At 47.3% G+C, this 25,673-nt stretch carries 23 protein-coding genes and 2 tRNA genes; 17 read left to right on the top strand and 8 right to left on the bottom strand.

The window, feature by feature from the left end; translation table 11 throughout:
- Positions 1-11 precede the first annotated feature (11 nt).
- The 3 genes from Q4A89_RS06535 to Q4A89_RS06525 all read right to left on the bottom strand — a co-directional run bounded on the left by Q4A89_RS06535 (position 12) and on the right by Q4A89_RS06525 (position 6,121).
- The gene (locus tag Q4A89_RS06535; protein WP_303184431.1) at positions 12-1,736 is read right to left on the bottom strand and encodes a RagB/SusD family nutrient uptake outer membrane protein; all 1,725 of its coding nucleotides are present in this window, start codon (positions 1,734-1,736) and stop codon (positions 12-14) included.
- Between the two features lie 35 nt (positions 1,737-1,771).
- Positions 1,772-5,062 carry a TonB-dependent receptor gene (locus Q4A89_RS06530; RefSeq protein WP_303184430.1) on the bottom strand — a complete coding sequence of 1,097 codons (3,291 nt, stop codon included), beginning with the start codon at positions 5,060-5,062 and terminating at the stop codon, positions 1,772-1,774.
- A gap of 78 nt (positions 5,063-5,140) precedes the next feature.
- Positions 5,141-6,121 carry a FecR family protein gene (locus tag Q4A89_RS06525; RefSeq protein WP_303184429.1) on the bottom strand — a complete coding sequence of 327 codons (981 nt, stop codon included), beginning with the start codon at positions 6,119-6,121 and terminating at the stop codon, positions 5,141-5,143.
- Between the two features lie 304 nt (positions 6,122-6,425).
- On the opposite strand from Q4A89_RS06525, the gene Q4A89_RS06520 reads away from it, so the two are divergent.
- The 7 genes from Q4A89_RS06520 to Q4A89_RS06490 all read left to right on the top strand — a co-directional run bounded on the left by Q4A89_RS06520 (position 6,426) and on the right by Q4A89_RS06490 (position 12,344).
- Positions 6,426-6,497, top strand: a tRNA-Glu gene (locus Q4A89_RS06520).
- A gap of 36 nt (positions 6,498-6,533) precedes the next feature.
- Positions 6,534-6,788, top strand: coding sequence for a 30S ribosomal protein S20 (rpsT, locus tag Q4A89_RS06515; RefSeq protein ID WP_124750773.1), 255 nt, complete (start codon positions 6,534-6,536; stop codon positions 6,786-6,788).
- Between the two features lie 70 nt (positions 6,789-6,858).
- Positions 6,859-6,930 (top strand) — tRNA-Glu (locus Q4A89_RS06510).
- A gap of 142 nt (positions 6,931-7,072) precedes the next feature.
- The gene (gyrB, locus tag Q4A89_RS06505) at positions 7,073-9,031 is read left to right on the top strand and encodes a DNA topoisomerase (ATP-hydrolyzing) subunit B (protein WP_303184428.1); all 1,959 of its coding nucleotides are present in this window, start codon (positions 7,073-7,075) and stop codon (positions 9,029-9,031) included.
- A 73-nt stretch (positions 9,032-9,104) separates the two neighbouring features.
- Positions 9,105-10,895 (top strand): gamma-glutamyl-gamma-aminobutyrate hydrolase family protein, encoded by a 1,791-nt coding sequence (locus Q4A89_RS06500; RefSeq protein ID WP_303184427.1) that lies wholly within the window; start codon positions 9,105-9,107, stop codon positions 10,893-10,895.
- 24 nt (positions 10,896-10,919) lie between these two features.
- A complete protein-coding gene (locus tag Q4A89_RS06495) occupies positions 10,920-11,909 on the top strand; it encodes a M28 family peptidase (protein ID WP_303184426.1) in 990 nt (329 codons plus the stop codon).
- Between the two features lie 12 nt (positions 11,910-11,921).
- On the top strand, positions 11,922-12,344 hold the full coding sequence (locus Q4A89_RS06490; protein ID WP_303184425.1) for a SufE family protein: 423 nt from the start codon (positions 11,922-11,924) through the stop codon (positions 12,342-12,344).
- Positions 12,345-12,351: 7 nt separating this feature from the next.
- Here the strand turns inward: Q4A89_RS06490 and Q4A89_RS06485 are convergent, their stop codons facing one another.
- The 4 genes from Q4A89_RS06485 to Q4A89_RS06470 form a co-directional block, all read right to left on the bottom strand.
- Complete coding sequence (locus Q4A89_RS06485) at positions 12,352-12,954, bottom strand: ribonuclease HII (protein ID WP_303184424.1); 603 nt, start codon at positions 12,952-12,954, stop codon at positions 12,352-12,354.
- Between the two features lies 1 nt (position 12,955).
- Positions 12,956-13,270 (bottom strand): heavy metal-binding domain-containing protein, encoded by a 315-nt coding sequence (locus Q4A89_RS06480; RefSeq protein ID WP_303184423.1) that lies wholly within the window; start codon positions 13,268-13,270, stop codon positions 12,956-12,958.
- A 190-nt stretch (positions 13,271-13,460) separates the two neighbouring features.
- The gene (locus tag Q4A89_RS06475) at positions 13,461-15,050 is read right to left on the bottom strand and encodes a hypothetical protein (RefSeq protein WP_368389499.1); all 1,590 of its coding nucleotides are present in this window, start codon (positions 15,048-15,050) and stop codon (positions 13,461-13,463) included.
- Between the two features lie 220 nt (positions 15,051-15,270).
- Complete coding sequence (locus Q4A89_RS06470; RefSeq protein WP_303184421.1) at positions 15,271-16,473, bottom strand: aminotransferase class V-fold PLP-dependent enzyme; 1,203 nt, start codon at positions 16,471-16,473, stop codon at positions 15,271-15,273.
- Between the two features lie 161 nt (positions 16,474-16,634).
- On the opposite strand from Q4A89_RS06470, the gene Q4A89_RS06465 reads away from it, so the two are divergent.
- From Q4A89_RS06465 to Q4A89_RS06420, 10 genes are all read left to right on the top strand, one after another.
- Positions 16,635-16,862: a hypothetical protein gene (locus Q4A89_RS06465; protein WP_303184420.1), complete on the top strand. Its 228-nt coding sequence runs from the start codon at positions 16,635-16,637 to the stop codon at positions 16,860-16,862.
- Between the two features lie 129 nt (positions 16,863-16,991).
- Positions 16,992-17,519: an AAA family ATPase gene (locus tag Q4A89_RS06460; RefSeq protein ID WP_303184419.1), complete on the top strand. Its 528-nt coding sequence runs from the start codon at positions 16,992-16,994 to the stop codon at positions 17,517-17,519.
- Between the two features lie 300 nt (positions 17,520-17,819).
- Complete coding sequence (locus tag Q4A89_RS06455; RefSeq protein ID WP_303184418.1) at positions 17,820-18,257, top strand: Hsp20/alpha crystallin family protein; 438 nt, start codon at positions 17,820-17,822, stop codon at positions 18,255-18,257.
- 183 nt (positions 18,258-18,440) lie between these two features.
- On the top strand, positions 18,441-18,965 hold the full coding sequence (gene tpx / locus Q4A89_RS06450; RefSeq protein ID WP_303184436.1) for a thiol peroxidase: 525 nt from the start codon (positions 18,441-18,443) through the stop codon (positions 18,963-18,965).
- 1 nt (position 18,966) lies between these two features.
- On the top strand, positions 18,967-19,698 hold the full coding sequence (locus Q4A89_RS06445; protein ID WP_303184417.1) for an SDR family oxidoreductase: 732 nt from the start codon (positions 18,967-18,969) through the stop codon (positions 19,696-19,698).
- 309 nt (positions 19,699-20,007) lie between these two features.
- On the top strand, positions 20,008-20,850 hold the full coding sequence (locus tag Q4A89_RS06440) for a prephenate dehydratase (protein WP_303184416.1): 843 nt from the start codon (positions 20,008-20,010) through the stop codon (positions 20,848-20,850).
- Positions 20,825-22,033 (top strand): pyridoxal phosphate-dependent aminotransferase, encoded by a 1,209-nt coding sequence (locus tag Q4A89_RS06435; protein ID WP_303184415.1) that lies wholly within the window; start codon positions 20,825-20,827, stop codon positions 22,031-22,033. Before Q4A89_RS06440 ends, Q4A89_RS06435 begins: the two co-directional genes overlap by 26 nt.
- A 35-nt stretch (positions 22,034-22,068) precedes the next feature.
- A complete protein-coding gene (locus tag Q4A89_RS06430) occupies positions 22,069-23,139 on the top strand; it encodes a bifunctional 3-deoxy-7-phosphoheptulonate synthase/chorismate mutase type II (RefSeq protein ID WP_303184414.1) in 1,071 nt (356 codons plus the stop codon).
- A gap of 12 nt (positions 23,140-23,151) precedes the next feature.
- Positions 23,152-23,925 (top strand): prephenate dehydrogenase/arogenate dehydrogenase family protein, encoded by a 774-nt coding sequence (locus Q4A89_RS06425; protein WP_303184413.1) that lies wholly within the window; start codon positions 23,152-23,154, stop codon positions 23,923-23,925.
- A 57-nt stretch (positions 23,926-23,982) separates the two neighbouring features.
- Positions 23,983-25,002 (top strand): AI-2E family transporter, encoded by a 1,020-nt coding sequence (locus tag Q4A89_RS06420; RefSeq protein WP_303184412.1) that lies wholly within the window; start codon positions 23,983-23,985, stop codon positions 25,000-25,002.
- A gap of 6 nt (positions 25,003-25,008) precedes the next feature.
- Here Q4A89_RS06420 and Q4A89_RS06415 read toward each other — a convergent pair whose 3' ends face one another.
- Positions 25,009-25,482 carry a hypothetical protein gene (locus tag Q4A89_RS06415; protein WP_303184411.1) on the bottom strand — a complete coding sequence of 158 codons (474 nt, stop codon included), beginning with the start codon at positions 25,480-25,482 and terminating at the stop codon, positions 25,009-25,011.
- Between the last annotated feature and the right edge of the window lie 191 nt (positions 25,483-25,673).

The following is a 25,673-nucleotide window of genomic DNA, read 5'->3' as shown; positions in this document are numbered from 1 at the left end:
CTTAATCCAGATTAATTTGATGTCGGATTCTGTGTCAGTTTGCTTCCTTCCGGATAGGCATTGATGGCATTTTGGGGGATGAAATAAACCGTCCGATAATCTTTCGGTTGGATTTCTTCCAGCGCATTGTGCGGTCCCGGATAGTGACGTGTCAACGAATGACCGTTTCGGTAAACATCGTAGCTACGCTCGGCCTGAAAGGCCAATTCGAGCGTACGTTCTTTCTCTATACGTGCTTCGGCATTTTCGGCAGTCAGTACATCGTAACCTTTCCCGGGCAACGAACGCTCACGAACAATGTTAAGCGCAGCTAACGCCGTGGCGTAATCGCCGAGCTTAGCCGCTGCTTCAGCTTTGTTCAGATACATTTCAGCCAAACGGGTAATAACCGGAGAATGCAAGTGAGAGTCTTCTCCTTCGCGCGAACATTTGACAATATAAAACATAGGATATACGCGATTGACTCTCATTTCCGGATCAATTACCCCGGTATATGTATTCCCGTCTTTGTATTGAATCGACCAAATTCCCTGCTCCCGATCAACAGGCGTAAGTGTATACGTTTCGGTATTTTCGACACAGGTAAGTGTTGAATTATCGGCACTGTTTTTTATTTCGGCCTGCACATAATTGTAGTTCGTATGTACTCCCTGAGTGTTATATACCTTTTTGATAAAGCGGAACACCTTTTTTCCGTCCTTTACATACTGCGGTTCGATAAATGCGGCCCGTGCATCAACGATTTTGCCGTTTGCCCAATCGTTACGCCCGGTTTCGTCGAGCAATGCGATATATTTCGCACTGGCATACATTTCGCCCCATCCCATACCGCCAATATTGGCATACATTCCTCCTACCCCATAGTAGTGATCCCAGCCCGAAAATTCGGAAGCCACACGCTTAATGGCAAAAATGGTCTCTTTATTCTGTTCGGGGGTAAAAGTATGATACTTCATAAAATCAGCACGTTCCAGCATCTTATATACACCCGATTGAATCACCTTATCGGCATACTCAATGGCAAGTTCTGCATATTCGGCATTAGGGTGGTCAAATGTACCGCTCATATAAAGATAAATACGGGAGAGCAAAGCCCATGCCGCTTCCCTCGATCCGTAAGCAGCACCGTTATTCTTTGTTATCAACGTAGCGGCTTTCTTCAAATCCGAAATAGCCTGTTCGTATGTCTTTTGCACACTGGAACGATCCGGAAGAGGGCCTAATATATCTTCCGGCGTACCGTTTACGATAGGTACTCCCAGATTCGTTTCCGGATTCTGATAGTACGGTCTACCGTATGCACGACAAAGATAGAAATAGAGAAAGCCACGGATGAAGTAACACTCTCCAAGTTTGTTATCAATATCTTTATTGGTCCCTTCCTCAACAAGTTTGAGAATGTTGGAAGTCTGTGCTATAGCCTTATAACTATTATCCCAAAACGATTGTAGTCGGTTGTTATTTGGTGTGCGCGAATAAGAAATGAATTCGTAAAATGCGTCAGTGGATGTTCCACGTATCATGATGTTGTCTCCTGAATACTCTCCACAGCGATGCATCACATCCGACCATTTTTTCAACTGTGCATAGGCTCCGTTGAGTAATGCATCAAGCGAAGCTTCCGGATTTTTTTTCACCTCATCCGCGGACAAATCGGTATGCGGGAATCGCTCGATATCGCATCCCGTAAATGCCCAGAAAGTTGCCATGATTAGCATTGATATTATCTTTTTCATTGTAATTAAATTTTTATTGATCTTGATATTCCTGTTCATAAGGTAAAATTCACACCGAATATAAATTTACGGATATTCGGATATGGATTGATGGTAATATTTCTGATTCCATCTTTATTAATCGGAGTCTCCGGATCAACTCCCGAATAACCGGTAAGTGTAAATACATTCTCAGCCGAAATAAATAAGCGCAACGCCGAAATCTCCCATCGAGGTAGGTTCAATGTATATCCAAGGGTTAAGCTACGCAGTTTCAAATAATCTCCCTTCTCAATAAAGCGTGATGATACTTTATTCGAATTGGAAGGATTATTGTAAGCAGGCAATGGATGGGTCGCTACATCTCCGGCTTTCTGCCAACGGCTCCAACCTTTGTGAAGTTTCATTTGATTCCTGTCCGTATATGCTCCGTCCGAATCGTATTCCGAACGTGAATAGTGGTAAATCTTACCACCAACTGAATAGCCAAACACGGCATCCAAGTCAAAATTCTTCCAACTCATCTGTGTGGAAAATCCACCGAAAAAGTCGGGCGAGAAACGTCCCAAAATCACTTCATCTGCCTTTGCATAAGATTCGGTAATAATACGTTCGTCTGTTTTCTTATCGGTCGTATACCACTGAGGTTTCCCATTTTCCGGATTCACACCGGCCCACTCACGACCGTAATATGTATCTACATCATATCCAGGCTTCAATATGCCGTTAATACTGCCGGCTATGCCTCCCAAAGAGCTATTGATAAGAACCGGAGGCTCACCTGTCTCGGGGTTAGGGGCACCATACAGTTTTTCAATCTTATTGCGGTTAATTCCTATGTTAAAATCAGCACTCCACTGCCAATCTTTTGTCTTGATTAGATCCGCGCCGATCGAAATATCTAAGCCTTTATTTCTCATCTCGCCGATATTCTGCCATATACTGGTAACTCCGGTCAGTCCTGAAACCGGCCTGCTAAATAACACGTTATCCGTATACTTGTGATAAAAGTCTAATGACATACGCAATCGGTCGAACACAGCCAAATCAAGTCCGATATCAAGCGTATATGTTTTTTCCCAAGTCAGATTTTTGTTCCCGATTTGATAAATCAAGGCGCCCGGCGTTTCATTATAAGTAGAATTAGCAGCATACAAGTCATATTGCGGATAGAGCGATGTCGGGTCGTTTCCTGTTGTTCCATACGAAGCACGTAACTTAAGTTGATTCAACCAGCCGTAATCCATGAAAGCTTCGCGCTCGATATTCCAGCCTCCACTAATGGAGAAAAAGTTCCCGTACTTCTGATTGTCACCGAAGTTAGAGGCCCCATCACGACGGAACGACAGTTGAGCGAGATATTTGTTGTCATATGCATAATGCATGTTAAACAAGAAAGATTGTTTCGCTTTTTCCAAAATATATCCGGCCGCTTTCTCCGGCTTAGCTGTGACATTAAGGACCTCCAATCCGGGTACGAATCCGGTACCATCTGCCTCAATTTTCTTAAAACGATAGTCGTTGTACTCATACGCTACCAATCCGTTGACGGCATGTCTGTCAAAGTTCCGGTTAAAACGTAAAATCTGATTGGTATATCTGCGTTCTGTCTTTTGTGTTTCTTCGGTCAAGCGCCCTTTTACCCCTGAGCCGGCATACGAGCGCGGGTCAGTCAGATAAGTATCTTCATATTGCGTATAGGAATAATTATTGACTGAGGCAAACGTCAGCCAATCCGTGATACGAATATCAAAATCCAGATTTCCCATAAACGTATAAGTCACTGATGCCCCTTTGTTCCATTGGAGATCATACAGATAGTTCGTTGCTGTGCTGTTCACCCAGGTCTTCGATCGGGGAGGGGTCGGTTTCCCGTCTTCCAGGTAAGGACTATCCCAAGGCAGATAAGAATACATGGCTGAAACCGAACGCTCCCGATTATCGATATCTCTCTTTGAACCGGAAATCAGCGGCTTAACAGTCAACCATTTTATCGGCTTTAATTCCGTACGCAAACGGAAAGAATATTTTTTATAGTCGTATCCGATAACCGCGCCTTCCTCGTCATAATACCCGAACGAGCAGTAAGAGCGCAATTTTTCAGTACCTCCTGATACAGAGGCATTATATTCCTGCACCATTCCGGTCTGTGTCGCGATATCCCACCAGTTGTAATCACTCTTGCGCAAATCTTCGTTCCAACGAGGAAATGAAATCATCTCCTGATTCGAAAACGACTTGTAATAATCATATAGTTCTGCCCCATTCATTACTTCTAAATTACCGTTGTCTAAGCTACTCAAACCGAGCTTGGCCGAGACATTGACAGTCAGCTTGTCAGCAGCCCCCTTTTTCGTCGTAACGACAATCACACCATTGGCACCTTGCGAACCGAAGAGCGCAGTTGAAGCGGCATCTTTTAGCACGGTCATGGTTTCGATATCATTGGGGTTAAGCGTAGTACCCGGCCCTGTACCGACGATGACCCCATCAATCACCCAAAGAGGTTGTGTCTCTCCGTTAATAGATGCTTTTCCACGAATGACGACACGTCCGGCCGATCCGGGACGACCGTCACCCGGCGCGACAAATACCCCCGGCACTTTACCATTCAACATGTTCTGTACCGAAGGCGTCGTGATATTCGTCAGTTTCTCATTGCTGAGCGTTTGCAAAGCGCCCGTAAGGCTTTCTTTCTTCTGAACACCGTAACCCACCACTACGATTTCTTCAAGCGCTTGCGTATCTTCCTTCAGGATTATCTGCATGGGCGTGCGCGTGGAGAGTTGCTCAATCGTCAAATAGCCGATATACGAGATTACCAACACGCTTCCTTCCGGTGCTTCGAGCGAGAAGTTCCCGTCGACATCGGTAATTGTACCTATCGTCGTTCCCTTTACCGTGATATTGGCACCAATGACCGGCTCACCGGTCATCGCGTCAACGACAGTACCAGTGACCTTGCCAGCCTGCTGAGCAGTCTGGGTAATCGGCAAAACTTTGGCTGTATGAGCTTTATACACCATAATCCGTCGGTTATTTACGGTGAAAGCCGCGCTTTGTTTTTTCAGGGCATTGGTCAGAATCGTTTCTACCGACTGATCGGCTACATCGATCGTGATGCGTTCACTCAAGTCGATGTCGTTGTTACGAATCAGGAACGAATAGTCGAATTTTTCTTCAATCAGATTAAACAGCTCCTGCAGCGTTGCGTTTTCCAATTTGACAGACATCCGTTGTACCTGCAACGGAGAGGCAGACAAAACACTGGGTGTGCACAGCATAAGCGCCAGCAACAAACCGGTCACCAGCCGTCTGTTCAGTTTTCTTAGTTTGCTTTGATTCATAGATACTAGTTTTAAAAATGTAAATATTTCTGTTATTTATTTAGGACCTCATTCAATTTCAATCATTTCTGAAAGCAGCTACTTGTCACGAATAACAAGCGCTCCCGTAGCATCGTACGCCCAACGGTATCGGTGCTCCATGTCTATTTCGTGCAAAATATCATTGAGCGAAGAGGTGCGAAGAAAACAGCCGGAAAACCGCTCCGTTTTCAACAGTTCGCTATCAACCTGTATACGAACATTATACAACCGTTCCAATTCTTTGGCTAGCGTTATGAACGGTCGTTCCTCAAAGTATATCCGTCCGTCTTTCCATGCGCAATAATCATGCGCCTCAACCCGACGTTTTTCAACACGGCCTGTCTCCCGATGATACGTCAGTTTTTCGTCGGGTGAGAGCACATGCGATGCATCTCCGCGGCCGTTCGGCCAAACGTCGACTTTCCCCGAAAGCAGTACGACATCGACTGTCTCCTCATCGCCATACGCTTTAACATTGAAGTTTGTTCCCAGTACCCGCACCTGCAAAGCGCCCGACTCGACAATAAACGGCTTTTTAAGATCAGGCTTTACCTCGAAGTAAGCCTCTCCTTCAAGCATCACGCTACGCATCTGCTCGCGACGATTCTCGCGATACGTCAAGGAAGAGCCGGCATTGACCCATACAACTGTTCCGTCGGGCAGGACGACTTCGGAACGCGAGCCCGCAGGCACCGTCGTGCGATAGCAGATATCGAGGGATGCGTTACCAGCACGCTTCCCGAGCCAAAAAGCCGAAAGCGCGACAACAACCGATATCATGCAGGCTACAGCAACACTCACCCAGTGTTTCCGTAGCTTTACGGCATTTCTACTTGCTTGAAACCACATCGCGCCGTCCGCCTTTAACCGTCCGGCAAAAAGCGGTACATGCGCCACCGCCCATGTATCAGCCATCCTCCGAAATGTTTCCTTACGCTCATCATCCTGACTCAACCAGTCGAGCAACTCTTTCTCTTCCGTTTTATTTAATTCTCCGGCAAAGTACCGCAGCAGTAATTCTTCTTTCTTATTTCCCATCAGCTTTTTTGTTCCTTTTATAATTATATACACATCGATGATTAGTTGCGTTTAAAATTAAGGACGAAAAATTTCGGTCGTGCGAATATCAGTACAAAACAAGCCTCCCTGCCTAAGCAAACGTTGCGCGTTTTCATAACCGTGCTAAATTGAAGTATTCGTCTTCGATCGATTTGTTAAATTGCAAAAAAAAAGACGGAAATTTTGCAGGATTAAAAATTGTCTCTATCTTTGCACTCGCAAAAAGGCAAGAGAGCTACCATAAAGATGGATTAAGTAGAGTAAGTCTATTTGACAAAACAATGGCCTGTTCGTCTATCGGTTAGGACGCAAGATTTTCATTCTTGAAAGAGGGGTTCGATTCCCCTACGGGCTACAAAAAAAAGATAAGATAAAATAGAGAAATAAAGCGATGGCAAATCATAAATCATCCATAAAAAGAATTCGGCAGACAGCTACACGGTGCTTGCGCAATCGTTATGGAGCTAAAACGATGCGTAATGCCGTAAAGAAGTTGCGCGCTACGGAAAACAAAAAGGAAGCGGAGGAATTGTATCCAAAAGTTTGTTCGATGCTTGACAAGCTGGCAAAGAACAATGTGATACATAAGAATAAAGCCGGCAACTTGAAATCAAAGTTGGCGAAACATGTAAGTGCTTTGGCATAATCGCCTCTATATTCTTCGCTCAAACGAAATAAAAGAGCCGGGCAGTAAATGTCCGGCTTTTTTGGCTAATGGCCTGTTCGTCTATCGGCTAGGACGTGAGATTCTCATTCTCAAAAGAGGGGTTCGATTCCCCTACGGGCTACACTATCGGGCAGAATGGCCATTCATTGCCCTTCTGCCGCTTTTTAATACTTTTTACCACACACACACTCTTCTGTCTTGAAAAAAACGACTATATTTGTTAGCTTTTTACATTAAAATTGTTAGATAAAGATATAAGCACAATGAGTGACGAAGAAATAAAAGCAGCGAGTAAAGAATATTCGTCGAAGAATATTCAGGTGCTCGAAGGTTTGGAAGCGGTTCGCAAGCGTCCCGCCATGTATATCGGAGATACGGGCGAAAAAGGCTTGCATCATTTGGTGTATGAGGTGGTAGACAACTCGATTGATGAAGCGCTCGCGGGTTTCTGTAAAAACATTGAGGTCGTAATCAACGAAGATAATTCAATCTGCGTAACGGATGACGGGCGAGGTATCCCCGTCGATTATCACGAGAAAGAAGGCAAGTCGGCGCTTGAAGTCGTTTTGACGGTGCTTCATGCCGGGGGCAAATTCGACAAGGGAACCTATAAGGTCTCGGGAGGCTTGCACGGTGTCGGCGTTTCGTGTGTGAATGCACTTTCTTCCTATTTGAAAGCAGAAGTACATCGTAACGGAAAGATTTACGTACAGGAATTTTCACAGGGGAAACCTCTCGGAGATATCCGCGAGACAGGAACGATCGACCGTACCGGCACTATCATCTCGTTTAAGCCGGATGATACGGTTTTCACGGTTACGGAGTACAAATACGAAATCTTAGCTAATCGTTTGCGCGAGCTGGCGTTCCTGAATGCCGGCATCTATCTGACATTAACCGATAAACGCGAAAAGAAAGAAGACGGGTCGTTCAAATCGGAAGTCTTCCATTCGAATGAAGGATTGAAAGAGTTTGTTCGCTACATCGACAAATCGAAAGAATCGATGATTCATGATGTAATCCATATCGTAACAGAGAAACAGGGGATTCCGGTCGAAGTGGCGATGACGTACAATACATCGTATAACGAGAGCGTCTTTTCGTATGTGAACGACATCAACACGATTGAGGGAGGAACGCATCTCTCGGGCTTTCGTCGCGGCTTGACGCGTACCTTAAAAAAATATGCGGAAGACTCGAAACTTCTTGAAAAGGCGAAAGTGGAGATTCAGGGAGACGACTTCCGCGAAGGCTTGACAGCCGTTATTTCGATTAAGGTCGCCGAGCCCCAATTTGAAGGACAGACCAAGACGAAGCTCGGAAACAACGAAGTGATGGGTGCCGTCGATATGGCGGTAGGCGAAGCGTTGGGCTACTATCTGGAGGAACATCCGAAAGAGGCCAAAGCGATTGTCGACAAAGTGATTCTTGCGGCTACGGCGCGTCAGGCGGCTCGTAAGGCACGCGAGATGGTACAGCGCAAGTCACCCTTCTCGGGCGGAGGACTGCCGGGCAAACTGGCAGACTGCTCCTCGAAAGATGCGGCAGAATGCGAACTGTTCCTTGTCGAGGGAGACTCGGCCGGCGGTACGGCGAAACAAGGACGCGATCGTAATTTTCAGGCCATCCTACCGTTGCGTGGAAAGATTCTGAATGTGGAGAAAGCGATGGAGCACCGGATCTTTGAAAGTGAAGAGATTCAAAATATTTTCAAGGCGATGGGTGTCACCATCGGCACGGAAGACGACCCGAAGGAACTGAACTTAAGCAAGTTGCGCTACCACAAGATTATCATCATGACCGATGCCGACGTGGATGGAAGCCATATTGCGACGCTGATTCTGACCTTCTTCTTCCGTCGTATGCGCGGACTGATAGAGAAAGGGTACGTCTATCTCGCTACTCCCCCGCTCTACTTGTGCAAAAAAGGAAAGGTGGAAGAATATTGCTGGACCGAGCAACAGCGCCAGAAGTTTATCGACACGTATGGCGGAGGAAATGAAAATCAAGTACATACACAGCGCTACAAAGGTCTGGGAGAGATGAACGATCATCAGCTATGGGATACGACCATGAATCCGGAAAATCGTACCTTGAAGCAGATCACGATAGAAAATGCGGTGGAAGCAGACTCGACGTTTGCCATGCTGATGGGAGAAGACGTGGCTCCGCGGCGTGACTTTATCGAAGAGAACGCAACGTATGCTCATATCGATGCATAATCACATATCCAAATACATACGAGGGCAATTCTTTTCATGAATTGCCCTCATTTATCCATTCCCGAAGCATCTTATGGCTGTTCTGCTCCATACATTATACAAGAACGTCGAATGTGCCGCATCGACCGTTCCTTCTCACCGTAAGCCAAAAATCGGAATCTCGGCGAACCGGAAAGACGGCACCTCGTGCATTGCAGAGCCTTACTTCCAATCGGTCGTGATGGCCGGCGGCGCGCCTGTCCTGATTCCGGTAATCACCGATATGCATACGCTGACTTCGATCGTAGAGGAGTTCGACGGGCTGATTTTTTCGGGCGGGGGCGACATCGACCCCGAATATTTGGGCGAAGCGCCGATTCCCGAACTCGGGGATACGGATTCTTATCGTGACGAGTACGATTTTCTGTTGCTACGGCTTGCTTTCGACCGTCAGTTACCGATTTTCGGAATTTGCCGGGGGCATCAGCTGGTCAACGCCGCATTCGGCGGCACGCTTTATCAGGATATTTACGCGCAACACTCGAAAGAGGCATTGAAACACAGTCAGGAAGAAGCCCGTCATGTGGCTACACATGCGGTCACGTTAGCTCCGTTTCTCTCCAAGCTACAAACAGCATTACATTTCAACGGTTTACCTCAAGCAATATCTCCCCAGTTATCTACTTCAATCGCGGTTAATTCCATCCATCATCAGGCCGTTAAAGATTTGGCACCCGAATTTGTAGCCACGGCTACGGCGCCGGACGGAGTGAATGAAGCGATGGAGCATCCCGAATACCCGATCTTCAGTGTGCAGTGGCATCCGGAGCCTATGGCCGTATCCGGAAACGAGACGATGTTGAACCTCTTTCGTTATCATGTCCATCAGGCGAAAGTATATGCCCGGGCGAAAGCGCTACACCGCACGATGGTCACGATCGATTCGCATACGGATACGCCGATGATTTTTCAAACATTCGACCTCGGGCGCAAGGAAGGAGGCAAAGTCAACCTTCCGTTGATGCGCGAAGGCCTTCTCGACGCAGCTTTTATGGTAGCGTATATCCCGCAGGGCGAGCGGGATGCCGCATCCTTACAGAAGGCGACGGACTATGCGACGGACCGGCTTACACAAGTTATCGAACAAGCCAAACGTTATCCGCAGCAATTGGGTATTGCACAGACACCGGATGATATACGTCGACTGAAAGACGAAGGCAAGAAGGCCATCCTTTTAGGGATTGAAAACGGCTACGCGCTCGGCAAAGACCTGACGAATCTGCACCGTTTCCGGGGAATGGGCGTATCGTATATTACACTCTGTCATAACGGCGACAACGACCTCTGCGACTCCGCCGCAGGACAAGGGGAATGGGGCGGTCTCAGCCCGTTCGGCAAGAAGGTTGTGGCCGAGATGAATCGTCTCGGAATGATGATCGATGTGTCGCATGCTGCCGATCGTACGTTTTATGATGTTCTGGAGCACAGCACCCACCCGATCATCGCCTCGCATTCCTCATGCCGCGCCTTATGCAATCATCGCCGCAACCTTGACGACAATCAGATCAAAGCCTTGGCACAACGAGACGGCGTGATACAAATCTGCCTGTATAAGGGATTTATCAACGAATCGCCGGATAAAGCCTCGTTGAGTGATGCCATCAGGCATATCCTGCATGTGATCGATCTGGTCGGAATCGATTATGTAGGCATCGGTTCCGACTTCGACGGTGACGGCGAACTGATAGGCTGTCGTGCCGCTAATGAACTGATGCAGATCACAATGCGCCTGATTGGCGAAGGGCTGGACGAAGCAAGCATTGCCAAAATATGGGGAGGCAATCTGATGCGAGTTATGCGCGAGGTGCAAAACAATAAAAAATAATCGACAACAATCATGAATATAACAATGAATAAATACGTAGGAGTATTACTCGGCAGTTTGTTGCTATCGTGTTGCGGGCAAAAGAATACGACCAAAGAAGTAACGGCAACACCTGATCAGACGAACGTGCGCACAGAGGCTCCGACGTTCAATGCAGACAGCGCTTATGCCTATATCGAACGACAAGTAGCCTTCGGCCCGCGCGTGCCGAACAGCGAAGCGCACCGATTATGCGCTGATTATCTGGCAGGAGAACTAAAGCGTCACGGAGCGAAAGTCTATGTGCAGGAAGCCGTCTTGACGGCGTACAACGGCGACAAATTAAAGGCCCAAAATATCATCGGAGCCTACCAGCCCGAGAAATCGCGTCGCATACTCCTCTTCGCCCATTGGGATTCCCGTCCTTACGCCGACCATGATGCCGACGAAGCCAATCACCGCAAGCCGATAGACGGTGCCGACGACGGGGGAAGCGGCGTTGGCGTGCTCCTCGAAATCGCTCGTCAGATTCAGGCAAAGACGCCCGACATGGGCATTGATATCGTCTTTTTTGATGCGGAAGACTATGGTACGCCGGAATTCGTCGACGAGTACAAACCCGATACATGGTGTCTCGGATCACAATTCTGGGCCAAAAACCCGCATGTACCCAACTACAAAGCCGAATTCGGCATCCTACTCGACATGGTCGGCTCACGCGGTGCTACCTTTTATAAGGAAGGCACCTCTGTGCAATATGCCGCGAGATACGTAGAGAAAGTCTGGGCCGCCGCACGCGAGTTGGGATACGGGAAGTATTTCATCAACGCGCAAGGAGGCACTATCGTCGACGACCATCAATATGTGATACAAGGACTTCGCATTCCCTGTCTGGATATCATCAACTACGACCCGGATACCCGCTCCGGCTTTGGAGCTTACTGGCATACGCAAAACGATACGATGGAGAATATCGACCGTGAAACATTGAAAGCTGTCGGTGAGACGGTTTTGAGCGTAATTTATAACTATTAAGAATTGACTAAAATGACCATTAACGAGATACAGGACGGAGTAATCGAAGAATTCTCCGTATTCGACGACTGGATGGATAAGTATGCCTTACTGATCGACATGGGCAATGCGCTGCCACCGCTCGACGAGCGATACAAAACAAGTAATAACCTGATTGAAGGATGCCAGAGTCGCGTATGGTTGCAGGCCGATTACACAGACGGAAAGGTGATCTTTCAGGGCGAGAGCGACGCCGTGATTGTAAAAGGCATCGTATCGTTACTCATACGCGTGCTGTCCCATCACACGCCACAGGAGATTCTCGACGCCGATCTGTACTTTATCGAACGCATCGGATTGAAAGAACATCTCTCTCCTACTCGCTCCAACGGTCTCGTCGCGATGCTGAAACAGATGAAAATGTATGCTTTAGCATTCAGCACCAAAGCGACTTAGACCTGATTCACAGCTCTAGACTCAACTGTGCAGGCGGCAGGAGCATAAAGCTCTTGCGATGATAAGGCGTCGTTCCTGCGCGACGGATGGCTTCACGATGCGCTTCAGTGGGATAACCTTTGTTCCTCTCCCAATGGTACGCCGGATATTCCTCGGCCAGTTCGTTCATGTAGTCATCCCGATACGTTTTAGCCAAAATCGAGGCTGCGGCAATGCTCATCATCTTTCCGTCTCCTTTGACGACTGTCTCATACGGAATATCGGGATACGGAGCAAAACGGTTTCCGTCGATCAGCAGGTATTCCGGCCTTACTTTCAGCTTGTCGATGGCGCGATGCATCGCTAAGATCGAAGCACGCAGGATATTCATCCGGTCGATCTCCTCGGGCGTTACGATGCCGATCGCCCAAGCCGTCGCCGTTTCTTCGATGATCGGCCGCAAAGCGTAACGCTTTTTTTCCGTCAGCTGCTTGCTATCGTTCAACAGTTCATTGTGGAAATCAGGCGGCAGGATGACGGCAGCTGCATAGACAGCACCGGCCAGACAACCTCGGCCGGCCTCGTCGCATCCGGCCTCGAGGCGTCCTTTTTTGAGATAAGGTTGAAGCATGTTATGCTACCGTCACGGCCGTTCCACTCGCCGTCACCATCAACATGCTTCCTCCGATCGTTTCATAGTCCAGGTCTATGCTGAGCACCGCATTCGCACCAAGTTCTTTCGCCTGTTCTGCCATCTCCTGCAAGGCCGCATCTTTCGCTTTTCTTAAAACTTTCTCGTAGGCATTCGAACGGCCTCCGACAAGGTCTGTAATACAGGCAGAGAAATCGCGGAAAATATTGGCGCCGATAATCGCTTCACCACTCACGATGCCTCGATACGAGGTAATTGTTTGTCCTTCGACAGAAGGTGTTGTTGTCAGTATCATAATGTTTTTGTATATATAATTTAACTATAAATAGTCTTTTGATTCGTTTTGATTGAATATCTGTATGCACTCCCAAAAACAATCTCGATCTGTTAATGATAAGTCATGTATGAGTATCCTAATCCATTATCAACCTACAATATTTTATTGATTTTAAGAGATCCTCCCTTTGCAAATCCATTCGAATAAGCTAATAATGATTCAAGGATAGGTCTATCTGATTCACCCAAACTTGCTTTCTGTCTTGGTTTTCCTTAAAGCTGCGTAGCATGAAATCTCGATCATATCCGACCCGTTTGCTGAAACGCAGTGTTCCATTTACATAAATCTGTACTTTCTTTCTCATATTCACCATTTCCGGAGAGATATTTACCGAAAACGAAGTTATACGAGAAGTTTCTATTCGAAAGACGTTATCATTGTACTCAGCCTTGATCTTACCTGATTTACGAGGAAAATCAAACGCATTTCTATCTACATGATAAACAACTAAGCTATCGTTTTTGTCATACTTCAACCATTTATCAATTCTAAAGTTAGACTCTTTATGCCAACTCTTCCGCTCCACTAATGTATCCAATTTTATATTGGAAAGCCAATCGATTGTTCCATAACGGTCATCATCAAACTCCCAAGATATCTCCCTTGGAAAAGGATTCCTTTCCCGTTTTACCAAGTCTGAAAATAAAATTCGATATGCTGGCTCCGACTCATCAAATTGAGGAAACCAATGGGGAAAGCCGTTATATCGATATTCATGATAATCGGTATTCATTTTCTTCATCAATTGGGTGAATTTATCATTCGCATGTGGAGGATAGTAATAGTCCTTATCAGTCGAGAAATTTATAAACGAACGATTTCTGATATTCTCTATAAAAGTTCCTCCAGTAAAGACTTTCGGGTAGGTGTTGAATCCATAACATCCGGCAAACGAAGAAGGCAGCTTCATCAAGTACGAGAATGAACCCGTTGCCCCATTAGAATGCCCCGATATAAACACCTTATTGTCATCTATATTAATTGCCTTTTTGATAGATTTCAACATAGCTGGAACCATAAAAAATCCATCATCGGGGAACATCCAGTTAAACTCTTTACTTCCTCGAGGAAAAACCAAAATAACATCATTCAAGGCAGCATATTTTGTATAATACCTGTTCCAATCGAATAGCACCCATGATGCAATTTGAAAATCTGCCAAACGGTTTCCCCGTACGGCACCATGAAGAAAAAATAAAAGAGGGTATTTTTTCTCCGGATTATAATTCTGTGGCAAATGGATAAAAAAAGATGTCCGCGCAGAATCATTTAATTGAAATGTAATTGAATAATCTTGCTTTTGTTTTGTTTTATACGGATGATAATTCCGTATATTATCATATAAAACCATCACATCTTTCATTTGCTCGAAATCAATCTTATGCACTTCGTAGAATTCTTCCTCTTCCTCTCTCAATTTGTCATAAAACAAGGCCTTATCTTTGAGTGCTATATTTTTCACCGTGATCCATCGGGGATCATCAAGTAAATTCTTATAATCAACTTCAGAGTTATTCCCTACTACATACCGCCAACTGGGATATCCATTTTTCGCTGTCTTCATGGCGACAAAAGCGTTCAGGTACTTAAAGGCCTTATCATGATCGTTCAACCATGCAGCCAAGATGGATGCATCGTTCAATTCAGATGTGTCGATGCTGTCAGGAAACAGGTCAAAAGCTTCTTCATACATCCTAAGGGCCTTTTTATGACCATCCATGTCCTTTTCTTTCCACATCACATTATACGCTTTATGTATCAGAATAGAATAATCCTCTTGTCCATACAGCGGGATGCTGAATAAACCCGAAAGCAGAACGATAAAACATTTTACGATCTGTAGTTTCATATTATGAAGATTTACCTTGGTTTATCATCTTTTATTCTCTGTTTCAACATTCTCTTCCTGCACGTATCTCCTAAATCCTCTTATCAGGAAGGGCGCTCATTATAATTGATCAAAACATTTTTCGGATGCGATGGATTCCTTCGACGAGTGCATCCACTTCCTCCTTTGTATTATAAAGTGCGAACGACGCTCTGACGGTCCCTTCGATGCCAAGTGCGTGCATAAGCGGTTGCGCACAATGATGCCCCGTGCGCACGGCTATGCCGAGACGGTCGAGCAACATGCCCATATCGTAATGATGGATATTACCCACCAGAAAAGAGACGACGCTGTTTTTGTGTTCGGTACGTCCGAAGATACGGATATCTTGCATTTCATCGAGCCGTTCCGTCGCATAACGAAGCAGCTCGCGCTCATGCGCCGCAATCTCGGGAAGCCCGATGGCCTGTAGATACTTCAACGCTTCGGCCAGGGCCGTGCTGCCAATGTAATCCGGAGTACCGGCCTCGAACTTATACGGAAGCTCATTAAACGTCGTATACTCAAAGGTTACGTTGTGAATCATCTCCCCACCTCCCTGATAAGGCGGCAGGCGGTCTAACCATTCCGCCTTTCCGTAGAGTACACCGATGCCTGTAGGCCCATAGACTTTATGCCCGGAAAAAGCATAGAAATCCGCATCGAGAAGCTGTACGTCAACCTGTTGATGGGCTACGACCTGAGCTCCGTCTATAAGAACAGGTATCCCGTGTTGATGAGCTATCCGCACAATCTCCTCCACCGGGTTAATCACCCCGAGCACGTTCGACATATGGGTCACGGCTACAAGCTTCGTCCTATCAGTAAACAACCGGAGAAACGCGTCCAGATCGAGTTCACCGCGCTCGTTAAACGGTATCACTTTTAACTTCAGGCCGTGTAATTGCCAGGGAACAATATTGGCATGATGCTCCATCACGGAGACAATTACTTCGTCCCCGGGCGTCGTACAAGCACGTGAAAAACTTGACGCAACGAGGTTAATTGCTTCGGTCGTACCGCGTGTAAAAATGATTTCGGCCGAAGAGCGGGCATTCAAAAATGCCCGTACGGTTTCGCGGGCAGCCTCGTGCGCTTCCGTAGCCTGCTGACTCAAGAAATGAACCCCGCGATGAATATTCGCATTTACAGAATAATACTCTTCCGCAATTTTCTCGACAACGCAACGAGGCTTCTGAGTCGTAGCCGCATTATCAAGATAAATCAACGGCTTACCATATACTTCACGCCGCAAAATGGGAAAATCGTTTCGGATGGATGCTGTCTCTAACATGTTGCAAAGATAGCGCTCTCTCTTGAAAGCAGTGTCCATCCAAGCTGAAAAAATGTGTATAGATGAAATAAAGATATTTAATTTTTAAGTGCTTACAGTAGGACGAATCACAAAATCTTTTTTCTTTGCATCCGGTATTAATTTTTTAAAGTAACAAAACGATGAAGAAAATGATTTTGAGCGCAGCGATCGTTGCTGCCATGGCATTGGGCGTTTCTGCCAATGCACAGGATACGAAAGAGAAGAAAGAGTGCACAAAGACAGAGCAGAAGTGCTGCAAGAAGGAAGGTAAAGAAGCCTGCAAGAAAGAAGGCAAAGAAGCTTGCAAGAAAGACAAGGCTTGCGACAAGAAGAAAGAATGCTGCTCAAAGAAAAAAGAAGCAAAATAAATATCTTCTGATAGATCGAAAGAGTTGCCTCGGTATGAGACAACTCTTTTTTATTTCCCCATGTACTGAGCTTCATCCTTTTGCGCATTAAGGAAATCGCCAACATTCATATCCATATTACACATCAGCATGAAGGCCATCTTATTTCTGTTTTCCGGCTTGCCGGCTACCGGAAAAACAACTCTTGCGAAAGCATTAGCTCAAAAATATAACGCAGTCTACTTACGGATCGACACCGTTGAACAAGGTTTACGAGACTTATGCCATTATCGCGTAGAAGGCGAAGGTTATCGACTATCCTACCGACTCGCGGCCGAGAATCTGCACCTCGGTAACCATGTCGTCGCCGACGGATGCAACCCCATCCTCCTTACCCGGAAAGAGTGGCAAGAGACAGCTCTACAATGCGGGGCCCGATATGTCAACATCGAAGTGGTCTGTTCGGACAAGACAGAACACCGGTTACGGGTAGAAAACAGAACGACAGACATTGCAAACTTATCCCTTCCGACGTGGGAAGAAGTGGAGAAGAGAGAGTACCATGCTTGGGACGAAGAGGTTCTCCTTATCGATACGGCTTGCCGACCGATTACAGACAGCGTAAATGAACTCTATACCAAAGTAGAAGCATATTTGCAGGAACTTCCGAAGCTTTAATACGATCAAAAAATCAAACGAAATCCGGATAGAACTCCGTAACCAAAAGCACAAACACCTATACAAGAGCGAATTGAGCCCATACACCACCCCGAAAGCGCCATTTTGACATACAAAAATTAACCCCACAACAAAAAAACACGCCATTTTGACACATAAAATGCGATGGTATGCGTTTTGTATCTTATCCAATGAAACCGATTCAACAAATTCGGAGGTAACCACTCGATAGAGGGTCGGATATCACGAGATTGACGAGTCGGACTTCAAAAAAAGAACATTAAATTATAGGAGGATTGAATGATGACAACTTTGATTAGAAGAAATCAGAACGACTGGTTACCGTCCATTTTCAACGATTTTTTTGAGCATGAGTGGATGGGACGAACGAACGCAACGGCACCGGCCATCAACGTAAAGGAGATGAAAGACCGTTATACGGTCGAGGTCGCAGCCCCGGGCATGACGAAGGAAGATTTTCACATCAATATCGATGCGGACAACCATTTGGTGATCTCGATGGAGAAAAAGAGTGAAAAGAGCGAAGAGAATAAGGAAGCACGTTATCTGCGTCGCGAATTTTCGTACTCGAAGTTCCAGCAGGCAATGATTCTGCCGGACGATGTAGACAAGGATAAAATCTGTGCAAAAGTAGAAAACGGCGTACTGAATATCGATCTGCCCAAACTCTCGCACGAAGAGATTCACAAGGCACAGCGAACAATCGAAATCAGTTGATTGCGGCCCCGTAAAATAACAGAGACATGTTAGTTAATAAAAGTCAATGTGCGCGAAATCGTACATTGGCTTTTTTGTTTTATGCTGAAGGTTGACTAACTTAGCCGCATGAAATGAATGTCAGCCCGACAGGGCGGATTCATGAAATTTATTTATTATTTAATCAAGATACAATTGGATATGATGAACGAATTAAAAGAAAACAAAGGCGTAATTGCTTTCACTGGCGCTCCGCTGACATTGCTGGGTGAAATGATTCAAATGGGCGACACGGCTCCCGATTTTACAGCCGTAGGTCGCGATAGCAAACCCGTATCTCTGTCCGACTTCAAAGGCAAGACGGTGATTCTTTCCGTTTTTCCGTCAATCGACACCGGCGTCTGCGCCATGCAAACAAAACGCTTCAACAAAGAAGCGACGGCATTGTCGGAGAACGTAGTCGTACTGACTTTGTCGAAAGACTTACCGTTTGCTCTGGGACGTTTCTGCGCGGCCGAAGGAATCGACCGTATTCATACGCTATCGGATTACATGCAGTCGGAGTTCGGCCGGAAATATGGTTTTCTGATCAAAGAAAATATGTTACTGGCACGCGGTGTTGTTGTAATCAATCCGGAAGGAAAAGTCGTTTACGTCGAATACGTGAAAGAGTTGACGACGGAACCTGATTACGAAAAAGCGCTGAACGCAGCGAAAGGCACGCTGTAAGGTGAAACGAGCGATTGTTATAGGCGCCACTTCCGGCATTGGGCTGGAAGTGGCGAAACTTTTACTCGCTCGCGGCTGGGCGCTGGGTGTGGCAGGTCGTCGCGAAGCGGAGCTGGAACGTTTGCGGACGTTGGCCCCGGAGCGGGTGACGACGCAAATGCTCGATGTAACACGCGACGACGCACCGGAGCGTTTACATCGGTTAATCGAGGCCATGGGCGGGATGGAACTGTTCTTTCTCTCGTCGGGCGTCGGGCGGCAAAATACAACCCTGCAAGAAGATATCGAGTTGTGGACGGCAGCTACGAACGTTTCCGGATTTATCCGTATGGTAACAGCGGCCTACCGTTATTTCCACGACAACGGCGGCGGACATATCGCCGTCATCAGTTCGATTGCGGGTACAAAAGGGCTGGGAAGCGCTCCGGCTTATTCGGCCTCCAAACGTTTCCAGAATACCTATATCGACGCTTTGGCTCAGTTGACGCATCTAAAGCAGGACAACCTTATTTTCACCGATATACGACCCGGATTTGTAGATACGGCCATCCTCGACAAGCAAAAGAAATATCCGATGCTCATGCGCCCGGAAGTTGTGGCTCGACATATCGTCCGGGCAATAGAAAAGCGCAAACGCGTTGTGGTCATCGACTGGCGTTACCGTCTTTTGGTCTTCTTCTTGCGACTCGTTCCACAACGTATCTGGGAGCGCTTAAAAATCAGCAACAATTAATGGATTGCAAGTGCTCTCGCATAAAATTATCCGGAGATACAAGAAAAAAAACGTTTTTTTTCTTGCATGTTAAAAAAGGTGATGTATCTTTGCACGTGATATAATCAAGTAAACAAAAAGTGAAACGATTTTACACCTACAAGTATTATTACTTTTATCTTCAAACAGATAAAGGCAGGACTTGATATGTGTGAAAAGAATGTAAGAAAGTGCCATAGGGTATTAGACATTTAAAAAGAATCCTGCCATGTGAATGGCGGGATTTTTTTTTGATGTTGCAAACATGAAGAAAAAAAAGAAAGATAGAGAATGAGAAAAGTTGCCATACAAGGGATAGCCGGTTCGTACCATGATGTAGCGGCGCATCGCTATTTTGAAGACGAACCGATCGAGTTAGTGCCGTGCGAGACGTTCAAGGAGCTTGTGCGAAGAGTCGCGTCCGATGAACGGACGGTCGGAATCATGGCGATCGAGAACACAATCGCCGGCAGTTTGTTGCAAAATCACGAATTGATCCGACAAAGCGGGTGCGTGGTGGCAGGAGAGTATAAATTACGTATCATGCACTCACTGGCCGCACTTCCGGGCACCAAAATGTCCGATCTTACGGAGATTAATTCGCATCCCATCGCCCTGATGCAATGCGATGATTTTCTGGAGACGCTTCCGCATGTCAAGCTCGTCGAGATGGACGACACAGCAGGCAGTGCACGACGGATCGCCGAGGAGAACATGGAAGGCCATGCCGCCATCTGTGCACGTCGGGCAGCCGAGATGTACGGGCTGGAGGTGCTGGCCGAAGGTATCGAGACGAACAAACGCAACTATACGCGCTTTCTGGCCGTGGCCACTCCGTCGATGGCTTCCGAACTCCTTGAAGGAGTGACAAAGAACAAGGCTTCGCTCGTCTTCTCCCTGCCACATACGGCCGGCAGCCTCTCGAAAGTTCTGACGATTCTCTCGTTCTATGATATGAATCTGTCGAAAATACAGTCCTTGCCGATTATCGGGCGCGAATGGGAATATTTGTTTTACGTCAATCTGACGTTTTCGGATTATCCACGCTACAAACAGGCGCTGGATGCGATTATGCCGCTGACGAAGGATTTGAAAATTTTAGGTGAATATGCAGAAGGAAAACAAGGTATATGATGTTATGCCTGCCGCGCGTGTGGACAGCGTGCAGGAATATTACTTTTCAAAGAAACTGAAAGAAGTCGCCGCGATGAACGCCGCGGGAATGCGTGTGATCAGCCTCGGCGTGGGAAGTCCCGACTTGCCGCCATCGGACGAGGCGATCGCCACGCTCTGTCGCGAAGCATGCCGACCGGATGTGCACGGTTACCAACCTTATACAGGCATTCCCGAACTGCGGCATGGCTATGCGGGATGGTATCGGCGATGGTTCGGCGTAGAGGCAGACCCCGAAACGGAAATCCTGCCGCTTATCGGCTCGAAAGAAGGGATTCTGCATATCTCCATGGCCTTCCTCAATCCGGGCGACGGCGTGCTCGTGCCTAATCCGGGCTATCCGACGTACAGCTCGGTGAGCCGGCTTGTCGGGGCAGACCTCATCGCCTACGAGCTACACGAATCGAACGGCTGGCAGCCCGATTTCGACGCACTGGAGCGGATCGTGGACGAGCGAAAGGCCGGCGGCCTCGCCCGTATCAAACTGATGTGGACGAACTACCCGAATATGCCGACCGGTGCTGACGGAGACGACGCTCTGTTCGAACGGCTGATCGCTTTTGGCCGTCGCCACGGAATCGTGATCTGTCACGATAACCCATACAGCTTCATCCTCAACGATCATCCGCGTAGCATCCTGCGCGTAAAAGGGGCGAAAGAGATCGCGATCGAACTCAACTCGATGAGCAAAGCGCACAACATGCCGGGATGGCGTATGGCGATGCTGGTGTCGAACGCGCAGTTCGTAGAATGGATTCTGAAAGTGAAGAGCAACGTCGATTCAGGGCAGTTCCGTCCGATGCAATCGGCCGTAGTCGAAGCGTTGAATGCACCGCCGGCCTGGTATGCCGAGATGAACCGTATCTATCAGAGCCGTCGCAAGTTGGCCGGGCAAATCATGGAAGCGCTGAATTGTACGTACGACGAGCAGCAAGTGGGTATGTTTCTCTGGGGAAAGATCGCCGATACGGAAATAAGCGGTGAAGCGCTGGCCGATCGTGTACTGCGCGAAGCGAAGGTATTTATCACGCCCGGATTTATTTTCGGCAAGGCGGGCGAACGCTATGTACGGCTGTCGCTCTGTTGCAAGAACGAACAGCTGGCCGAAGCGCTGGTACGGGTAAGCCGTATACGAAAACAATAAAACGAAGTTTTGATAAACAGAAAAAAATAAAGTGTATGGAACAGTTAGAACTACAATCTATTTTATTACCGGGAATCGAAGACAAGCGTCCGCTCGTGATTTCCGGCCCGTGCAGTGCCGAAACCGAAGAGCAGGTCTTGACTACGGCCAAAGGATTGGCGGCGATCGGTATCCGTATCTTTCGTGCGGGTATCTGGAAGCCTCGCACCAAACCCGGCGGCTTTGAAGGAGTAGGTACGATTGGACTGCAATGGTTGAAAAAGGTAAAGGAAGAGACGGGCATGTACGTAGCTACCGAGGTGGCCACGAGAGATCATGTTTTTGAAGCCTTAAAGGCCGGAGTCGATGTGTTATGGATCGGTGCGCGAACAGCCGTCAATCCGTTTGCCATGCAAGACGTAGCCGACGCGCTGCGAGGGGTCGATATACCCGTGCTGGTCAAAAACCCGGTGAATCCCGATCTGGAGCTATGGATCGGCGCCATCGAGCGGCTTTACGGGGCGGGCATCCACCGCATCGGAGCGGTACATCGCGGGTTCAGCTCGTTCGACAAGAAGATGTATCGCAATCTTCCGCTCTGGCATATCGCCATCGAGCTGCGTCGCCGCATGCCGAACTTACCGATCATTTGCGACCCCAGCCATATCGGAGGCAAACGCGAACTGATCGCCTCACTCTGTCAGCAGGCGATGGACTTGAATTTCGACGGGTTGATCATCGAATCGCATTGCGACCCCGACCACGCATGGAGCGATGCGGCGCAGCAGATTACGCCCGAGGTGCTGGATTATGTACTGAACCTGCTCGTCATCCGCGAGTCGAATCAGACGACCGAGAATCTGCACGAATTGCGCCGACAAATCGACGGCATCGACGAGAGTCTGCTCGAGTTGCTGGCCAAACGCATGCGTATCTCGCGAGAGATCGGGGTGTATAAGAAGGAACACCAAATGCCGGTACTGCAAACGCCTCGCTACGGAGAGATTCTGGAAAATCGCACGAAGGCAGGCATGGCCATGGACCTGAATCCCGACTTCGTACTGGCTATCCTGAAAGAGATTCACGAGGAATCGGTACGCCAGCAAATGATTGTCATGAACGAATAAACCGAACAAACAATGAAAATATTGATTCTGGGTGCGGGAAAGATGGGGGCTTTCTTTACCGACCTGCTGAGTTTCGACCACGAGGTGGCCGTACTCGAACAAGACCCCAAACGGATGCGTTTTATCTACAATGCCTTGCGCATGCAATCGGTCGACGAGATCGACGCGTTTGCCCCCGAGATGGTCATCAACTGCGTGACGCTGACCCAAACGATCGAGGCTTTCCGAAGCGTATTGCCGCACCTTCGGCCCTATTGCATCATTGCCGACATCGCCTCGGTGAAAACGAACCTGCTGGAATTCTACAAAGACAGCGGATTTCCGTACGTCTCTACCCACCCGATGTTCGGGCCTACGTTCGCAAATCTCGGCAACCTGATGCAAGAGAACGCCATCATCATCTCCGAAGGCGATCACCTCGGCAGAATCTTCTTCAAAGACTTATATGAAAAGCTCAAACTGAACATCTTTGAATACACGTTTGAAGAACATGACAAGGTCGTCGCTTACTCGTTGGGCATTCCGTTCGCTTCGACGTTCGTTTTCGTTGCGACGATGGTACATCAGGATGCGCCGGGAACGACTTTCAGACGCCACATGAAAATCGCGCGAGGCGTCCTTTCCGAAGATGATTATCTACTGACCGAAATCCTGTTTAATCCACGTACGCCGAGGCAGATCGACCGTATCCAGCGCGAGCTGGACGAATTACAGAGAATCATCTCCGAGCGCGATACGGAAGCGATGCGAGGCTATTTGGCGCGTCTGCGCAAAAAAATCGAATAGAGTAAAACGCGTAACCGGAAAACTTTTTACCTTTACGCGGTTTAAAATAGAAAAAATATGGCTTCGGCAGGAAAAGAAAAATATTGGAAATATTCGCTCGGCATCCTGATCTTGTTGTTGGGATGGGTGATTGTTAAGGAATTGTGGGTGTTTGTAAACGGGCTGCTTGGGGCCTTCACTATTTTTGTGATCGTACGCCGACAGATGATTTACCTGACAGAAAAGAAAAAGATGAATCATGTTCTGGCCACAATTCTTATCCTGTTCGAAGTAGCAGTCGTCATTACGGTTCCGCTGTATTTTATGGTTTGGGCGTTGCTGGGAAAAGTACAGGACATCAACATGGACATTTCGTCCCTGCAAAAGATGATTGAAAACCTCGAGATGCAACTCCAGCAACGATTCGACTACGATTTGTTCTCGTCCGAGAATCTGACAACGGCTACGAGCTATATCAGCACAGCCATACAGTACCTTATCAGTCAGATGAGCAGTATGGTCGTGACCGTTGTAGTGCTGATCTTCCTGTTGTATTTCATCCTGCTTAATTTCCGGGCGATTGAGCAGTATTTCTACGAACTGCTTCCATTTAACCCTGAAAACAGGAAAGATATCGCCAACGAAGTATACGTTATGGTACGCTCCAACGCCATCGGTATCCCTTTACTTGCCATCATACAAGGCTTGATTGCCTACATCGGGTATCTGATATTCGGTGTGCCGAGCGCTTTGCTTTTCGGTTTTCTGACGTGCTTTTCAACCATCATTCCACTGGTCGGCACCGGCATCGTATGGGTGCCGATCGTGGTGTATCTGATGCTGGTCGGCGATTGGACGAACGCGATCGGGTTGGGAGCATTCTGCGCCATCATCCTCACGAATATCGACAATGTGATCCGTTTCGTCCTTCAGAAAAAACTGGCCGATACGCATCCGCTGATCACGGTTTTCGGCGTAATTCTCGGTCTGTCGGTTTTCGGATTCTGGGGGATCATTTTCGGCCCGCTGTTGCTCTCCATCTTTTTTCTGCTGATCAAAATGTTTAAGACCGAGTATCTGGACAAAGGCAAGATGTGATAACGGCTATTCCTTGACTCGGTCACTGATAAACTCGTTCGTATATTTCAGCAACTCCGTAAAGTGACGGGAAAAACGCATGGACTCCTCGTGGCGGATGGTAATAAATTTTTCACGCCCGTCGGCCTGATACGCAATTTGGTAGATCATGTCGGCTACAGGCTGATCCGGTTCCTTCTCAAAGCCGTATGAATTGTTCATGCCGAAAAGCTTACTTTTAGCCAGTAACGCTTTGAACCGTGCATATTCCTCGTCGGTCAGGGTCCCTTCCGCACGGTAAGGTTCGTACTGTTCAAAACGGATGTTTTGCTTCTCTACGACGTAATGCCCCAGGCTGTCTAACGAGAAAAAAAGCCGATACGTTCGGGTGCTCTCCAGCACGTAGGTATAAGAAAAATTCTTCGGTTCGCTTCCTCCGCAACGGGTCAGCAACACCACGGTGAGCAGAAGCAAAAAGGTTGTTTTAAAAAATGTCTTCATCTGTTCGTTGTGTTTTGTAATTCTTCTCCCCCTTATACCGAATGTCATGATCCGGACAAAGGGAGAGAAGTAAAAAGTAGTAAAAAATAATATGGCTGTCCGATAAAATACAAGCGTTCTTTCGTCCTCTATCATACGAAAAGACTTCTTGATCTTAAGGAAGCACTCATTCATCTTAAGGAAACGATCCT

It is taken from the genome of Tannerella sp. (assembly GCF_030528505.1).
GTDB lineage: Bacteria > Bacteroidota > Bacteroidia > Bacteroidales > Tannerellaceae > Tannerella.
The sequence above is the reverse complement of the archived record's forward strand: the minus strand, read 5'-3'. Positions and strand labels throughout refer to the sequence as shown.

Coding starts and splice junctions, on each gene's coding strand:
- Q4A89_RS06475 (WP_368389499.1), bottom strand. CDS start 15,050: ATGTGGAAAGAAAAGGACATGGATGGTCATAAAAAGGCCCTTAGGATG.
- Q4A89_RS06525 (WP_303184429.1), bottom strand. CDS start 6,121: ATGGGAAATAAGAAAGAAGAATTACTGCTGCGGTACTTTGCCGGAGAA.
- gyrB (WP_303184428.1), top strand. CDS start 7,073: ATGAGTGACGAAGAAATAAAAGCAGCGAGTAAAGAATATTCGTCGAAG.
- Q4A89_RS06495 (WP_303184426.1), top strand. CDS start 10,920: ATGAATAAATACGTAGGAGTATTACTCGGCAGTTTGTTGCTATCGTGT.
- Q4A89_RS06485 (WP_303184424.1), bottom strand. CDS start 12,954: ATGCTTCAACCTTATCTCAAAAAAGGACGCCTCGAGGCCGGATGCGAC.
- Q4A89_RS06435 (WP_303184415.1), top strand. CDS start 20,825: ATGCAGAAGGAAAACAAGGTATATGATGTTATGCCTGCCGCGCGTGTG.
- Q4A89_RS06480 (WP_303184423.1), bottom strand. CDS start 13,270: ATGATACTGACAACAACACCTTCTGTCGAAGGACAAACAATTACCTCG.
- Q4A89_RS06440 (WP_303184416.1), top strand. CDS start 20,008: ATGAGAAAAGTTGCCATACAAGGGATAGCCGGTTCGTACCATGATGTA.
- Q4A89_RS06530 (WP_303184430.1), bottom strand. CDS start 5,062: ATGAATCAAAGCAAACTAAGAAAACTGAACAGACGGCTGGTGACCGGT.
- Q4A89_RS06470 (WP_303184421.1), bottom strand. CDS start 16,473: ATGTTAGAGACAGCATCCATCCGAAACGATTTTCCCATTTTGCGGCGT.
- Q4A89_RS06490 (WP_303184425.1), top strand. CDS start 11,922: ATGACCATTAACGAGATACAGGACGGAGTAATCGAAGAATTCTCCGTA.
- Q4A89_RS06500 (WP_303184427.1), top strand. CDS start 9,105: ATGGCTGTTCTGCTCCATACATTATACAAGAACGTCGAATGTGCCGCA.
- Q4A89_RS06535 (WP_303184431.1), bottom strand. CDS start 1,736: ATGAAAAAGATAATATCAATGCTAATCATGGCAACTTTCTGGGCATTT.
- Q4A89_RS06420 (WP_303184412.1), top strand. CDS start 23,983: ATGGCTTCGGCAGGAAAAGAAAAATATTGGAAATATTCGCTCGGCATC.
- Q4A89_RS06455 (WP_303184418.1), top strand. CDS start 17,820: ATGATGACAACTTTGATTAGAAGAAATCAGAACGACTGGTTACCGTCC.
- Q4A89_RS06460 (WP_303184419.1), top strand. CDS start 16,992: ATGAAGGCCATCTTATTTCTGTTTTCCGGCTTGCCGGCTACCGGAAAA.
- rpsT (WP_124750773.1), top strand. CDS start 6,534: ATGGCAAATCATAAATCATCCATAAAAAGAATTCGGCAGACAGCTACA.
- Q4A89_RS06465 (WP_303184420.1), top strand. CDS start 16,635: ATGAAGAAAATGATTTTGAGCGCAGCGATCGTTGCTGCCATGGCATTG.
- Q4A89_RS06425 (WP_303184413.1), top strand. CDS start 23,152: ATGAAAATATTGATTCTGGGTGCGGGAAAGATGGGGGCTTTCTTTACC.
- Q4A89_RS06415 (WP_303184411.1), bottom strand. CDS start 25,482: ATGAAGACATTTTTTAAAACAACCTTTTTGCTTCTGCTCACCGTGGTG.
- tpx (WP_303184436.1), top strand. CDS start 18,441: ATGAACGAATTAAAAGAAAACAAAGGCGTAATTGCTTTCACTGGCGCT.
- Q4A89_RS06430 (WP_303184414.1), top strand. CDS start 22,069: ATGGAACAGTTAGAACTACAATCTATTTTATTACCGGGAATCGAAGAC.